The 14,372-nt window shown below is 72.6% G+C and carries 12 protein-coding genes; 5 read left to right on the top strand and 7 right to left on the bottom strand.

The features are described from left to right. Positions 1-137: 137 nt before the first annotated feature. On the top strand, positions 138-1,577 hold the full coding sequence (locus JEQ17_RS33465; RefSeq protein ID WP_055616296.1) for a tetratricopeptide repeat protein: 1,440 nt from the start codon (positions 138-140) through the stop codon (positions 1,575-1,577). A gap of 160 nt (positions 1,578-1,737) precedes the next feature. On the opposite strand, the gene JEQ17_RS33470 is transcribed toward JEQ17_RS33465, so the two are convergent. Next, complete coding sequence (locus JEQ17_RS33470) at positions 1,738-3,108, bottom strand: NAD(P)/FAD-dependent oxidoreductase (protein WP_200398737.1); 1,371 nt, start codon at positions 3,106-3,108, stop codon at positions 1,738-1,740. A 262-nt stretch (positions 3,109-3,370) separates the two neighbouring features. After that, entirely contained in the window at positions 3,371-4,267 is an 897-nt protein-coding gene (locus JEQ17_RS33475; RefSeq protein WP_200398738.1) for a TIGR01777 family oxidoreductase, read from the bottom strand. A gap of 94 nt (positions 4,268-4,361) precedes the next feature. On the opposite strand from JEQ17_RS33475, the gene JEQ17_RS33480 reads away from it, so the two are divergent. Beyond that, positions 4,362-4,850, top strand: coding sequence for a GNAT family N-acetyltransferase (locus tag JEQ17_RS33480; protein WP_200398739.1), 489 nt, complete (start codon positions 4,362-4,364; stop codon positions 4,848-4,850). Positions 4,851-4,937: 87 nt separating this feature from the next. Here JEQ17_RS33480 and JEQ17_RS33485 read toward each other — a convergent pair whose 3' ends face one another. Beyond that, on the bottom strand, positions 4,938-5,597 hold the full coding sequence (locus JEQ17_RS33485; protein WP_234048474.1) for a TetR family transcriptional regulator: 660 nt from the start codon (positions 5,595-5,597) through the stop codon (positions 4,938-4,940). Between the two features lie 274 nt (positions 5,598-5,871). Then, positions 5,872-7,056, bottom strand: a complete 1,185-nt coding sequence (locus tag JEQ17_RS33490; RefSeq protein WP_200398741.1) for a MarP family serine protease — start codon at positions 7,054-7,056, stop codon at positions 5,872-5,874. 189 nt (positions 7,057-7,245) lie between these two features. On the opposite strand from JEQ17_RS33490, the gene JEQ17_RS33495 reads away from it, so the two are divergent. Continuing rightward, positions 7,246-8,139: a peptidoglycan recognition protein family protein gene (locus JEQ17_RS33495; protein ID WP_200398742.1), complete on the top strand. Its 894-nt coding sequence runs from the start codon at positions 7,246-7,248 to the stop codon at positions 8,137-8,139. 156 nt (positions 8,140-8,295) lie between these two features. Then, positions 8,296-8,559 (top strand): hypothetical protein, encoded by a 264-nt coding sequence (locus JEQ17_RS33500; RefSeq protein WP_200402122.1) that lies wholly within the window; start codon positions 8,296-8,298, stop codon positions 8,557-8,559. 52 nt (positions 8,560-8,611) lie between these two features. Here the strand turns inward: JEQ17_RS33500 and JEQ17_RS33505 are convergent, their stop codons facing one another. Next, on the bottom strand, positions 8,612-9,130 hold the full coding sequence (locus tag JEQ17_RS33505) for a DUF4240 domain-containing protein (RefSeq protein ID WP_200401861.1): 519 nt from the start codon (positions 9,128-9,130) through the stop codon (positions 8,612-8,614). A 122-nt stretch (positions 9,131-9,252) separates the two neighbouring features. On the opposite strand from JEQ17_RS33505, the gene JEQ17_RS33510 reads away from it, so the two are divergent. Beyond that, complete coding sequence (locus tag JEQ17_RS33510; protein ID WP_234048475.1) at positions 9,253-10,224, top strand: SDR family oxidoreductase; 972 nt, start codon at positions 9,253-9,255, stop codon at positions 10,222-10,224. A 30-nt stretch (positions 10,225-10,254) separates the two neighbouring features. On the opposite strand, the gene JEQ17_RS33515 is transcribed toward JEQ17_RS33510, so the two are convergent. After that, positions 10,255-11,235 carry a helix-turn-helix transcriptional regulator gene (locus JEQ17_RS33515; protein ID WP_200398744.1) on the bottom strand — a complete coding sequence of 327 codons (981 nt, stop codon included), beginning with the start codon at positions 11,233-11,235 and terminating at the stop codon, positions 10,255-10,257. 150 nt (positions 11,236-11,385) lie between these two features. After that, positions 11,386-14,091: a pyruvate dehydrogenase (acetyl-transferring), homodimeric type gene (gene aceE / locus JEQ17_RS33520; RefSeq protein ID WP_200398745.1), complete on the bottom strand. Its 2,706-nt coding sequence runs from the start codon at positions 14,089-14,091 to the stop codon at positions 11,386-11,388. Positions 14,092-14,372 lie beyond the last annotated feature (281 nt).

Genomic DNA, 14,372 nt, shown 5'->3' on the forward strand with positions numbered 1-14,372 from the left:
TGCGATCGGGTGCTTACGGACCGCTACATTCGCGCCGTTCACGAGGCTTTCAAGGGCTGCTCAAGGCATGGCGGCCGACCTCGCCCGGGCCTGTTCCCGCAGGCCCCCAGCCCGGAAGGCAGGAGTTCGCACCGCAGATGACGGAACGACCCGCGCAGCGCACCCCCAACCGTCAGCTCGCCGCACTAATCGCAGAAGCGGGGTTCTCCAACGCGGGGCTAGCCCGCCGAGTGGACCAGCTCGGCCTCGAACACGGGCTCGATCTCAGATACGACAAGACATCCGTGACCCGCTGGCTGCGCGGGCAGCAGCCAAGAGGCACCACACCCGCGCTGATCGCCGAGGTCTTCACCCGCCGCCTCGGCCGCCGTCTCACCGCCCAGGACCTCGGCCTGGACGCGTGCGCCCCGGTGTACGCCGGGCTCGAATTCGCGGCCACCCCCGAGGAGGCCGTCGACATCGTCGGCGGACTGTGGCGCAAGGACTCCGGAAGCCACGCGGAGCTCCGCAAGATCGCGTTCACCCCGGCGGGGCTCGTCGTGCCCAGCCGGGACTGGCTGATCGGCCGGGCCGACGACCGGGTGGGCCGCGGCGACCCCGGTGCCGTACGGATCCCCGTACAGGGCCGCCCGGCCGTGCCCAGGCAGCGCGCGCAGACCGAGCGCGGCCCCGGGCAGCGGGTGACCGCGGGCGACATCGCGGCGCTGCGCTCGGTCGGGGAACTGTTCCGCACGCTCGACAACGCGTACGGCGGAGGGCACGCCCGGCAGGCCCTCGTGCGGTACCTGGAGCACGAGCTGGAGCCGATGCTGCGCGGCACCTACGGGGAGCAGACGGGGCGCCGCCTGTTCGCCGCCGCGTCCGATCTGACCCGGCTGGCGGGCTGGACCTCGTACGACATCGCCGCGCACGGACTGGCCCAGCGGTACTTCGTCCAGGCGCTGCGGCTGTCGCAGGCGGCGGGGGACCGGGCGTACGGGTCGTACGTGCTCGTGACGATGAGTCGACAAGCCGTCTATCTGGGGCACGGCCGGGAGGCGGTGCAGCTGGCCCGGGTCGCCCAGCAGGGTGTGGGCTCGTCGGCCCCGCCCGTCGTCCAGGCGCTGCTGTACGCGGTCGAGGCGCGGGGGCACGGTGTGCTCGGCGAGGTGCGGGCGGCCACGGCCTCGCTGGTACGGGCCGAGCGGGCCCTGGAGACCGCCCGGCCCGGCGACGAAGTGCCGTACTGGGCGCGGTTCTTCGACGAGGCGCAGCTCGCGGACGAGTTCGGGCACTGCCACCGTGATCTCCAGCAGTACCGGGCGGCCGCTCAGCACGCCGAGCGGTCCCTGCAGTTGAGGGCGCCCGGGTATGCGCGCAGCCGACTCTTCTGCCGGGTCGTCCTCGCCTCGGCGCGGCTCGGGCTCGGTGAACTGGACCAGGCGTGCCAGCTGGGGGCCGAGGCGGCGACGCAGGCGTCGGAGATGCGGTCGGTGCGGGCGGTGGAGTATGTGCGGGACTTCGAACGCCGGTTGGAGCCGTACAAGGACGCTGCGCCGGTCAGGGGGTACCGCGACAAGGTCGCGGCCCTCGGCTGACGGTTGCTCCGCGGGCAGGGCGGCGAGGGTGGTGTCGAGGCTGCGGGCCGGTGGGGGGCCGGTCGCGCAGTTCCCCGCGCCCCCGTCAGGGGCGCGGGGATGTGGATGGGGAGGAGGTCCTGCCCCGCGGCGGGACCTCCACCCCTTGGCTCTCGTACGCCTACGCGGCGGTCGAGGCCGTTAACGGGGTCGCCGTGGGGGCCGAGTTGACGCCGAGGTCCGTGAGGAGGGCCCTCGCGGCCCGGTGGCCCGAGTGCAAGGCGCCCTGGACCGTGCTGGTGTCGCGGTGGTCGCCGCAGACGTACAGGCCGGCAAGGAGGCGGACCGGGCGCCGGAGGTCGTGCGGGGGCGGCATCGCGGGGACCGCGTCGGGGGTGTGGTGGACCGCGAGCAGCTCCCAGCGGTGCGTGGCGGTGCCGTAGAGGGCGGCCAGCTGGGCGCGTACGGCCCGGTCCGTGTCCGCGGGCGGTGCGCCGAGGATCGTGGACGAGATCAGCGCGCGGCCCACGGGGGCACGGGTCGGGTCGACCTGGCTGATGACCGCGGTGTGGGCCACCGGGCCCCGGCGGTCCGCGTCCAGGAGCAGCGCGGGCTCCGCCAGGGGCACCTCGTCGGCCGTGTGGTGCACCACGGTGACCTGGTGGAACGGCGGCACCCGCAGACCCGGCAGCAGCTCGGCGGCGGCGTGGGCGTCGGTCGCCACCAGGATGGCCCGGCAACGGAGTTCGCCGTGGTCCGCCGTCGTCACGGAGGTGGTGGACACGGAGGTGACCCGCACCCCGGTGCGGACCGTCCCGGGCGGCAGGGCCGACGCCAGCAACTCGGGCAGCGTGTCTGCGCCGCCCTCCGGGACGCACAGCCGGCCCGAGGCGAAGGCGCGCAGCGCGAGGTCCGCGCACCGGCTGGACGTCGTCAGATCCGGGTCGCAGAGCAGCGCGGCAAGCAGCGGGCGCAGAAAACCCTCGACCGTACGGGCCGGCATGCCGCGGGCCGCGAGCGCGCGCCCCGCGGGCCGCTCGGGCCGGGCAAGCAGCCGTTCCACGGGGACGGTCGCGATCCGTCCCAGAGCCGCGGCGAGCCGGGCCTGGTCGAGGGCTCCGCCGAGCGGCGGGAAGGCCCGCGACACGGGCGGCACGGCGGCCGCCGGTATCTGCCTGACCCTGCGAGGGGGGCTCACCAGGGCGCGCGCCGCGTCGAGTGCGCCCCGTGCGCCCCCGGCGCCTGCGGGCTCGCCGGCCCGGTGGACGCGGCCGTCGGCGTGAACGAGCACGCCGGGGGCGAACGGCCGCAGGGCGAGCCTGTCGAGGCCCGGGGTGAGCCGTAGCTCGGGATAGGACGTGGAGAGGAGCTGGCCGATGCGGTCGAGACGGAAGCCGTCGACCTTCTCGGTCGTCATACGGCCACCCACGTAAGGGGCGGCCTCCAGGACCACGGTCGTTACACCTGCGCTGTTCAGCCGATGGGCGGCCGCGAGTCCGGCGACTCCGGCTCCCACGATGACGACGTCCGCCTGATACGCGGGCTCAAGCACGTGCCCCTCCCCGAGGTCGCGTGACTGCTGGGGACGTGATGCCCCCAACGGGCTCCAGGAATACCCGAGTTCGGCACGAGAGTAGGGCCGCCGCCGGTCAGTGGAACTCGCGCATGAACAGGGCACGGTCGCACACGGGTCGCATGGTTCGGCCCTGCCGGCCGGGGACTATGCCCGCGCCCCGTGCCCCGTAAGGGGCGCGGGGAACTGCGCGCCCAGCCCCCACCGACCCGCAGCCAAGTGACCGCAGCCCGGCGGAGCGCTACCGCACCGCCCGGATGGCTTCCTCGATCCCCGGAAACGCGAAAGTGAACCCCGACTCCAACAGCCGCGCAGGAACGACCCGTTGGCTCCCCAGAACCTCCTGCGCCATCTCCCCGAGCACAACCTTCAGCACAGGCGCGGGCACCGCGAAGACCGCGGGCCGACGCAGCACGCGCCCCATCGCGGCCGTGATCTCCCGGTTGGTGAGCGGCTCAGGAGCCGTCAGGTTGAACGGGCCGGACAGCGACTCGGAGTCGATCAGAAACCGCAGCGCGGCCACGTGGTCGTGCAGCGCGATGTAGCTCCAGTACTGCCGCCCGTCGCCCATCCGCCCGCCGAGCCCCGCCTTGAAGAGCGGGAAGAGCCGCCCCCAGGCGCCGCCCTTCGCGGCCACCACCAGGCCGGTGCGCGCGAAGACGGTCCGTACGCCCGCCTCCTCCGCGGGGGCCGCCGCCTCCTCCCACTCCACGCACAGCGAGGGCAGGAACCCGATCGCGGGAGGCGCGCTCTCGTCCACGGCCCGCTCGCCGGTGTCTCCGTAGATGCCCATCGCGCTGCCGTTCAGGAAGACCTGTGGCGGCCGGTCGAGGGAGGCGACGGCCTCCGCCAGCGCGGCCGTGCCGAGCAGCCGGCTGTCCCGGATCTTCCGCTTGTACGCGTCGGTCCACCGGCGGTCACCGATGCCGGCGCCCGCGAGGTTCACCACCGCGTCGCAGCCGACGAGCCCCGCCGCGTCGACGTACTGCCGTTCGGGGTCCCACTCGACCTCGTCCTTCGCCCGGGGCGTACGGCGCACCAGCCGCACCACCTCGTGCCCGTCGGCGGCCAGCGAGCGCACCAGGGCGCTGCCGATGAGGCCGGACGCGCCGGCCACGGCGATTCGGGAAGTCTCCATGGCCCCCATCCTCCGCCAACCACCCCCGGAGCAGTACGCCGAGGGTGTCCGGCACACCGGACGGCGTCGCGGGCGCCGGTCGTAAGGTGTCGCCATGCCCGAGCCGTCCATACGCACCGCCCGGCCCGACGACGAAGAGGCGCTGGGCCGTCTCGACCGCGCGATCTGGTCCCATCAGCACGCCGTCAGACCCCAGGAGCAGCCGCCGTACGACCCGTTCTTCAACGAGCGCTTCGGCCCCCGCGACCACCTGGTGGCGGAGCTGGAGGGGCGCGTCATCGGCTATGTGCGGCTCGGCTTCCCCACCCCGCTCGTCTCGAACGCGCACGTACGGCAGATCCAGGGCCTCGCCGTCGCCGAAGAGGCACGCGGTCACGGCGTGGGCCGGGCCCTGATCCGCGCGGTCGTCGCCGAGTCCCGCCGCCAGGGCGCCCTGCGGATCACCCTGCGAGTCCTCGGCCACAACACCCCGGCCCGCAAGCTGTACGAGTCGGAGGGCTTCGTCGTCGAGGGGGTCCAGCCCGGGGAGTTCTATCTGGACGGGGAGTACGTGGACGACGTACTCATGGGCCGCGGCCTCTGACCCCGAACGGACCGCGGTCTCCGGGTGGTCTCCCGGCGATCCCGAGCCCCGGCCGGTCCGTGTCCTGCCCCCCGGCCGGTCCGCGGATCAGACGTTCCGCGGCTCCGCCAACAACCGCATCCCGCCCGTCAGTTCCCGCAGGCAGCGCACCGCGAGTTCCGCGGGGGAGCCAGGGCCCTCGACGTCCGCGTCCGACTCGGCCCAGGTCTCCAGGGCGACCCGGATCGCGTCCGTGGCGGCCGCGGCGGCGAGGCGGATCTCCAGCGGGTCGGCGTCGTCGCCCGCCAGCCGGGCCACCAGGGGGATGAGCTTGTCCTCGGACTCCTGGTTCACGCGGTACCAGACCGCGCGCAGCGCCGGGTCCTCGGCGGACGCCCGCAGCAGGCCCCGCGTCCAGCGCAGCCCCTCCGCCTTGGCCTCGTGGGGGACGGTCAGCGACGCGGTGACGGCCGTTTCCAGCGCCCGGGGGAGCGGGGTGCCCGGCTCGGCCGCCGCCAGCCGCTCGCGCCAGTGGTCGCCGCCGATGGCGAGGAGGGGGCCGACGGCGTCCTGCTTGTTGCGGAAGTAGCGGTAGAAGGTCCGCAGCGCCACACCGGCGCGTACGGCGATCTCCTCGGCCGTGGTGCCGTCGGGGCCGCGCTCGGTGAAGAGCTCGGCGGCGGCGCGGGCGATGTCGAACTGGGTTGCCGCCTTGCGGCGCTCGGTCAGCGACGGGGTCCTGGTCGCTGCGGACGACTTGGTGCTCACGCGGGGAAGCGTACGCCCGGAGGAAGGCAGGGGCATGTTTCGCCTGGGTGGCAAAACGTGCCAACTGGCTGGTCGTCCACCTGCGCCCGACGCCGCGCTGCCGCCCGATGCCGCGCTGCCGCCCGATGCCGCGCTGCCGCCCGATGCCGCGCTGCCGCGCGACGCCGCGCCGACTGCCCGATGCCGCGTCAAGCCGCCCCGGGCCGCCCCTGGGCCGCGTCGAGCCGCCCTGTCCGCGTCGGCCCTTCCTGGCCCCCGTCGGGCGGCCCGGGCCTCAGGAGGTGACGAGGTCGCCCGTGTCCACCGCGGCCTCCGCCTTCGCCGCGCGCTGGGCGTCGCCCGCGACCTCGTCGGCGGTCAGTACGTAACCCGTCTCGTCGTCGCTCGTGGAGCGGGCGAAGACGACGCCGTAGACCTTGCCGGTGGTGGTCAGCAGGGGGCCGCCGGAGTTGCCGGGCCGGACCGTGGAGCGGATCGAGTAGATCTCGCGGGTGACCGGATCGGAGCCGTAGATGTTCTGGCCCCTGGCGTTGATCTTGTTGGCGACGGTGGCCGCCTGGAGGTCGAGGCCGCCGTCCTGCGGGTAGCCCGCGACCACGGCCGCGTCACCACGGGTCGCGCTGGTGTCGAAGGCCAGGACGGGCGCCTCCAGGCCCGGGACGTCGAGCACGGCCACGTCCTTCTGCGGGTCGAAGAGGACGACCCTCGCCTCGTACGCCTTGCCCGTGCCGCCCACGCGGACGGTCGGGTCGTCGATGCCCGCCACCACGTGCGCGTTGGTCATCACGCGCTCCCGCGCGTACACGAAACCGCTGCCCTCACGGCCCTGGGTGCCCACCGCGCCCTCGACCTTCACGGTGGAGCGCTGGGCGGCCCGGGTGGCGGCCGCGGTGACGCTGTCCCCCGAGGGCTTGGCGACGCTGGCCGCCGGCTCGTTCTCGAAGGGGTTGAAGACCTGCGGGAAACCCGCCTCCGTGAGCGCCGAGGTGGCGCGGGAGAACCAGGTCGGGGTGGTCTCCGGCATCGCGTCCTGCACCGCGCCGAGCAGCGCGGAGTCGCGGATCGACGAGGTGACCACGGGTGAGGCCGACGCGCCGAGGACGCTCGCGGCGACCCATGCCACCAGCAGCACGGCGACCGAGTTGGCCGCGGCGCCGCCCACTCCGTCGACCGCGCGCAAGGGGCCGCTGTCCAGTTCGCGCCGGAGCTTCAGGGCCAGCCGGCCCGCCAGCTCGTGGCCCGCGGCGGCGGGCACCAGCACCGTGAGCACCGCGGTGACCGTGGCCGCCGTGGTCCCCGCCTCCACCAGGTCCATCATCCAGGGAAGCACCCACACGCCGATCACGGCACCGCCCACGAAGCCGGCCAGGGACACACAGCCCGCGACGAGCCCGCGCCGGTAGCCGGACGCCGCATAACCGAGGATCACCAGCAACAGCAGGATGTCGAGCAGGTCCACGGAGCTCCCTTTCTCTTGGGTCTCCTAGTACGTGCCGGGAGGGCCCGGTGATCAGGTACGCGCGCGTGGAAACCGGCCATCCGGCACGCGTGCGTGGACCTGTAGAAACGTCTCGGACCGGGACGTTGGTTCCACCGGGTGGCACAGCACACATCGCGGACGGCCCGACTGTCCCGGAGAGTGGATCCCATGTGCGCCCGACGAACCACTCCGCCACACCGCGCCCGTGGCGCGCTGCGGGGGGTTGGCGCAAGGTGGCGAAGGGAACGACGGCGGACCGGGCCCGGCACCGACGGCGATACGGGGCCGCGTCCGGCGGCCCTGGCCCGCATACCCCGCCCCGCGCGCATCGCTCTCGCCTGTGTCCCCGGCCTGGTCGCCGTCACCGGTCTCGTGCTGTGTGCCGTGGGCGTCGACCGCACGCCCGGTGAGGCAAAGCGTCCCGTCGCGGCGCGGGCCGCCGTGGGGCACCAGGCCGCCCGGCCCCCGATCGTGCCGCGGGAACGCTGGCTGGCGGACGCCGCCTACACCCGGCCGCCGACCCGGTACGCAGGCCGTGTGACCGCCGTGTTCGTGCACCACACCGACTCACCGAACGGCTACGACTGCGCCGACGCACCCAAGATCATCCGATATCTGTACGCGGGACAGGCCGGGGTCCGGCACTGGGACGACATCGGCTACAACTTCCTCGTCGACCGCTGCGGCACGATCTACGAGGGCCGGGCGGGCGGCATCGACCGGGCCGTCGTCGGCGCGCACACGCAGGGCTTCAACGTGGGCACGATGGGCATCGCCGCGATAGGGACCTTCACGGCGGGAGTGCCGGTCCCGAAGGCCATGACCGACGCCATAGCGGCCGTCGCCGCCTGGAAACTCGGCCTCGTGGGCATCGACCCGCGCGCCCACGTACGGCTCGTCTCCACCAACAGCCTGAGCAAGTACCCGGCCGGCACCCGCGGGACCTTCACCGCCGTCTCCGGCCACACCGACGGCTACTGGACGGCCTGTCCGGGCGCCGCCCTGATGGCCAGGCTGCCCGAGATCAGGGAACACGCGGCCCACCTCCAGGGCAGGCGCTAGAGCCCGTCGCGGCAGGCGCCAGGGCCCTTCCCGCCCGGCTTTCACCCGTCCCGCGGCTCCCCGCAGCGCCTCACAGGTACGCCACAGCCGGTTCACGGATCACCCCGAGCCACGCCTTCTAGCGTCGAGGCACGCACTGACCGGAGGGTGGGGATCATGAGCAGTCGCAAGGAGCAGCAGACCCGGGGGACTTCGCTGTGGGCACGGGCCGCACGCGGCCCGTGGACCGTGGCCTGTGTGGTGGCCGCCGTCGTGGTGGGGCCGTCCGCCGCCACCGCGTCCGCACTGGACCGGGCCAACGCGGCGCCGCCGCTCAGCGCCCGGAAGGACGGCTCGCCCACGGCCGCAGTCTGGCCCGCCGCCGTGATCGCCCCCGCGCACCAGATCCGGACGGCCGGGCCGCGCGGCGCTTCCTGGTGAGACGGGTTCTCCCGGTGGGAGCGTCCGCCAATCGGTTGCCGGGGGCTGTCCGTCAGTCCGCGAACCGGTCCCACAGCTGGGGGAAACGCTCCGCCAGCTGTGCCTGGTTCTCCAGGTCCAGCGCGGTGCCCAGCGGCTCGGCCGGAGCGGCCGGAATACCGAGGTCCGGGGCGACCGTGCCGGTGAGCTGCTCGTACGCCTCGTCCGCCGCGTAGCCCAGCTCCTCACCGTCCCCGTCGACCTCGTCGTCGAAGTCCGTGAGCAGGTCGGCCAGCTTGTCCGGATCGTGCACGGCGGCCTCGTACACCTCCCGGCCCTGGCCGATCAGCCAGCAGCGGAAGAAGTCGAAGGCGTCGTCGCTCGCCCCGTCGAGCAGGATCCAGGCCGCGCCCCACAGGTCCCACATGTACGCGCGGTTGTAACGGGCCTCGAAGTGACGGGCGAAGTCCAGGACCATCTCGGGGTCCAACTGGACGAGCCGCTCCACGAGCAGGTCGGCCTGCTCCTCGGGGTCGCCCTCCGCGGCCTCGCGGGTCGCGTCCACCAGCTCCCAGAACTCCGTCTCGTCCATCACGGGACAAGCATCGGGCCTCGAACCGGCCCGCGCACCCGGGGACAGGCAGATCGTTATGCGCGCACATGCCCACGGAAAGTCCGACAGCAGATGTCGGCATTCGGCGCGATGCTCGGACCATGGAGACGACAGCACAGACCGCAGCGCAGGAGTCCGCACCACAACTCGTGGGAAAGGTCGCCCTGGTCGGGGGCGCCACACGCGGCGCCGGACGGGCCATGGCGGTGGAACTGGGCCGCGCCGGAGCCACGGTGTACGTGACGGGACGCACGACCCGAGAGCACGTCAGCGAGGTCGGCCGGACCACCGAGACCATCGAGGAGACGGCCGAACTGGTCGACGCGGCCGCGGGCACCACCGGACGGGGCATCGCCGTCCCGACGGACCACCTGGAACCAGAACAGGTACGCGCCCTCGTCGACCGCATCGACCGCGAACAGGGCCGCCTGGACATCCTCGTCAACGACATGTGGGGCGGAGACGTCCTCCTCGACTGGTCGGCGGAGAAACAGCCCGACATGTGGGACATGGATCTCGACAAGGGGCTGCGGATCATGCGTCTCGGCATCGAGTCGCACATCATCACCAGCCACACCGCCCTGCCGCTCCTCGTCCGCAACCCCGGCGGGCTGCTCGTCGAGGTCACCGACGGCACGGAGGAGTACAACCGCCGCTACCGCAAACCGTTCTTCTACGACCTCGCCAAGACGACCCCCATCCGCATGGCCCACGACCTCGGGGAGGAGCTCAAGGAGCACGGCTGTACGGCGGTCTGTCTCACCCCGGGCTGGCTGCGCTCGGAGGCGATGCTCGACACCGCCTTCAAGGTCACCGAGGAGAACTGGCGGGACGCCTGCGCGCACGTCCCGCACTTCGCGATCTCCGAGACGCCCACCTACGTCGGACGGGCCCTGGTCGCACTCGCCGCCGACCCCGACGCGTCCCGCTGGAACGGACAGTCGCTCTCCAGCGGCGGCCTGGCCCAGGAGTACGGCTTCACGGACGTCGACGGCTCGACGCCCGACGCGTGGCGCTACCTGATCGAGGTGGAGTCACAGGGCAAGCCGGCGGACGTGACGGGCTACCGGTAGCCGTCGGAGCCCACTTGCTCCTCACGCTCCTCAGTCCTGCGCGTCGTAGTACGCCGCCGTCCGGGCCGCCGCCTCGGCGAAGCGCCCGCGGAGTCCGGACGGCTCCAGGACCTCCACCTCGGGGCCGAGGGAGAGGAGCTGGGTGAACGCGACGTCGTACGACTCGACCGGCAGCGTCAGCGTCACCCGGCCCGTGTCGTCGGGAGGGCCGGCCGCCGCCAGGGCCTCCTGCGCGGAGAGCGGATCGACGGTTCGCCTCAGCCGCCGCGCGCCCGCCTCGGTGAGCCGCACCACGACCGACGCCCGCAGGAGCGAGCGCGCGAACTGGGCCGCCCGCTCCGCCCAGAAGCCCGGCAGGTCGAACCCCTCGTCGCGGCTGAAGCGCTCGTCGCCGGGCTCGACCGACGTGAACCGGTCGATGCGGTAGACGCGGAAGGATCCGGGATCGGGAACGCGGGCGCAGACGTACCAGACGCCCGCCTTGAGGATGAGCCCGTACGGCTCCAACTCGCGCTCCACGTCGGTCTCCTGGCGCCGGTAGCGCGCGATGATCCGACGGTCGTCCCACACCGCCTCCGCGACCTCGGGCAGCAGCTCGGGCGTCCTGGGCTCGGCGAACCAGGCGGGGGCGTCCAGGTGGAAACGCTGGGACGCGGTGCGGGACGCGTCCTTGAGGGAGGGGAGGAGGGCCGCGGACACCTTCAGCCGGGCGGCGGAGGCGGCGTCCTCCAGGCCCATCTCCCGGAGCGCGCCGGGCACGCCCGAGAGGAACAGGGCCTCGGCCTCGCTCCTGGCGAGCCCGGTGAGTCGCGTGCGGTACCCGCCGATCAGCCGGTACCCGCCGGCCCGGCCGCGGTCCGCGTACACCGGGACGCCCGCCTCCGACAGGGCCTGCGCGTCCCGGGTGATCGTCCGCTCCGACACCTCCAGCTCCCGAGCGAGCTCGGCGGCCGTCATCGACGGCCGGGACTGAAGCAGCAACACCATCTTGATCAGCCGGGCAGCACGCATGTCTTCATTTTGCCGGGTGGGCGAGTGCGGGCCCGGTGGGGGCCGATCGCGCAGTTCCCCGCGCCCCTGAAAGCGGGGCTGCGCCCCTGGCTTTCATCTTTTAGGGGCGCGGGGAACTGCGCGACCAGCCACAGCCCACCGGCAGCCGAATTACAACCCGTACCGCTCGCGCGCTTCCTTCACCGCCGCGGCCGGCACCTCACCGCGCCGCGCAAGCTGCGCCAACGCCGCCACGACGATCGACTGCGCGTCGACACCGAAGTGGCGACGGGCCGCCGCACGGGTGTCGGACAGACCGAACCCGTCCGCACCGAGCGAGGAGTAGTCCTGCTCGACCCACTGCGCGATCTGGTCGGGCACCTGCCGCATGTAGTCGGAGACCGCGAGGACGGGCCCCTCGGCACCCTGCAGCGCCTGACGGACGTACGGCACCCGGTCCTCGCCGCGCAGCAGCGCCGCGTCGGCCTCCAAGGCGTCCCGCCGCAGCTCCGTCCAGGACGTGGCGGACCAGACGTCCGCGGCCACGCCCCACTCCTCGGCGAGCAGCTTCTGCGCCTCCAGGACCCAGTGGATCGCCGTGCCGGAGCCCAGCAGCTGGATGCGCGAGGCGTTGGCGGCGTTGACCTGGACGCCGGCCGACTCCGCGGTGTTGAAGCGGTAGAGGCCCTTGACGATGCCCTCGTCGATACCGAGCCCCGACGGCTTCGCGGGCTGCGGGATCGGCTCGTTGTAGACGGTCAGGTAGTAGAAGACGTCCTGGTCCTCGCCGGGCGCAGCCTCGCCGTACATCCGGCGCAGACCGTCCTTGACGATCGTCGCGACCTCGTATGCGAACGCCGGGTCGTACGACAGGGCGGCCGGGTTGGTCGCCGCGATGACCGGCGAGTGGCCGTCCGCGTGCTGCAGGCCCTCGCCCGTCAGCGTCGTACGGCCCGCGGTGGCGCCGACGAGGAAGCCGCGGCCGAGCTGGTCGCCGAGCTGCCACATCTGGTCGGCCGTGCGCTGCCAGCCGAACATCGAGTAGAAGATGTAGAACGGGATCATCGTCTCGCCGTGCGTGGAGTACGCGGTGGACGCGGCGATGAAGTCGGCCATCGAACCGGCCTCGGTGATCCCCTCGTTGAGGATCTGGCCGTCCTTGGCCTCCTTGTAGTACATCAGCTGGTCACGGTCGACCGGCTCGTACGTCTGCCCCTTCGGCGAGTAGATGCCGAGGGACGGGAAGAGGCTCTCCATGCCGAAGGTGCGCGCCTCGTCGGGGACGATCGGCACCCAGCGCTTCCCGGACTGCTTGTCGCGGACCAGGTCCTTGACCAGGCGTACGAAGGCCATGGTCGTCGCCACGTTCTGCGAGCCGGAGCCCTTGTCGAAGGCCGCGAACGCCTTGTCGGCGGGGGCGGGCAGCGGGGCGGCCGCGTGCGTACGGCGGGCCGGGGCCGGGCCGCCGAGGGCCGCGCGGCGCTCCTGGAGGTAGCGGACCTCGGGGGAGTCGGCGCCCGGGTGGCCGTAGGGAACCACACCGTCGACGAAGTCACTGTCCTTGATGGGCAGTTCGAGCAGGTCACGCATCTGCTTGAACTCGTCCGTCGACAGCTTCTTCATCTGGTGGTTGGCGTTCTTCGACGCGAAGCCCTCGCCGAGCGTGAAGCCCTTGACCGTCTGGGCCAGGATGACCGTCGGAGCGCCCTTGTGCTCGACGGCCGCCTTGTAGGCCGCGTACACCTTGCGCGCCTCGTGACCACCGCGCGAGAGGTGGAAACACTCCAGGATCTTGTCGTCGCTCAGCAGCTTCGCCAGCTCGACGAGCGCCGGGTCGGAGCCGAAGAAGTCCTGGCGGATGTAGGCCGCGTCACGGGTCTGGTACGTCTGCACCTGCGCGTCCGGGACCTCACGGAGGCGGCGGACGAGGGCGCCGGTGGTGTCGAGCCGGAACAGCTCGTCCCAGGCGTTGCCCCACAGCGACTTGATGACGTTCCAGCCGGCGCCGCGGAACTGGGCCTCCAGCTCCTGCACGATCTTGAAGTTCGCGCGGACCGGGCCGTCGAGGCGCTGGAGGTTGCAGTTGATGACGAAGGTCAGGTTGTCCAGACCCTCGCGGGAGGCGAGTGCGAGTGCCGCCGTCGACTCCGGCTCGTCCATCTCGCCGTCACCGAGGAACGCCCAGACGTGCGACTGCGATACGTCCTTGATGCCGCGGTTGGTCAGATAGCGGTTGAAGCGCGCCTGGTAGATGGCCGACAGCGGGCCGAGGCCCATCGACACCGTCGGGAACTCCCAGAGCCAGGGCAGACGCCGCGGGTGCGGGTACGACGGGAGGCCGTTGCCGCCCGCCTCCTGGCGGAAGTTGTCGAGGTGCGTCTCGTTGAGGCGGCCGTCGAGGAAGGCGCGGGCGTAGATGCCGGGGGAGGCGTGACCCTGGATGTAGAGCTGGTCGCCCGACCCGTCGGCCTCCTTGCCCTTGAAGAAGTGGTTGAAGCCCGTCTCGTAGAGCCAGGCCGCGGAGGCGAAGGTGGCGATGTGGCCGCCGACGCCGTGTTTCGCGCCGCGGGTCACCATCGCGGCCGCGTTCCAGCGGTTCCACGCGGTGATCCTGCGCTCCATCGCCTCGTCGCCGTCCACAGCGGGCTCGGCGGCGGTCGGGATGGTGTTGACGTAGTCCGTCTCAAGCAGCTTGGGCAGCGCGATTCCGTTGCCCTCGGCACGCTCCAGCGTGCGCCGCATCAGGTACGCGGCACGGTGCGGTCCGGCCGCCTTGGTGACGGCGTCCAGGGAGGCCTGCCATTCGGCGGTCTCCTCCGGGTCACGGTCCGGGAGCTGGTCGAGCTCGCTCGGCTGGATTGCGGTGGGGTCGGTCATTGCGCCGCCTTCCGGATGCGGAGGGGGTTCCCTCGTCGGCAAGGGGTGTTTCTCGGGGATGCCCTTGGTCTTTGGCAGGACAGGGCGGCGGGCTCTGGTGGGAGCCCGCCGATGACTGTAACTCGCTGATCGATGATCGATCAAAGGGTTGAAGGGCAAAACCTCTTGATCACGAGAAAGTAGGCACGGGGTGTCTCGGTGCAGGGCACCGCGTGCCTTGTTTTCGCAGGTGAGGGTACTTCTGAGCGGGGTTGTGCTCCGGTGTTCCGGGCCCGCCGCGT

It is taken from the genome of Streptomyces liliifuscus (genome assembly GCF_016598615.1).
Lineage (GTDB): Bacteria > Actinomycetota > Actinomycetes > Streptomycetales > Streptomycetaceae > Streptomyces > Streptomyces liliifuscus.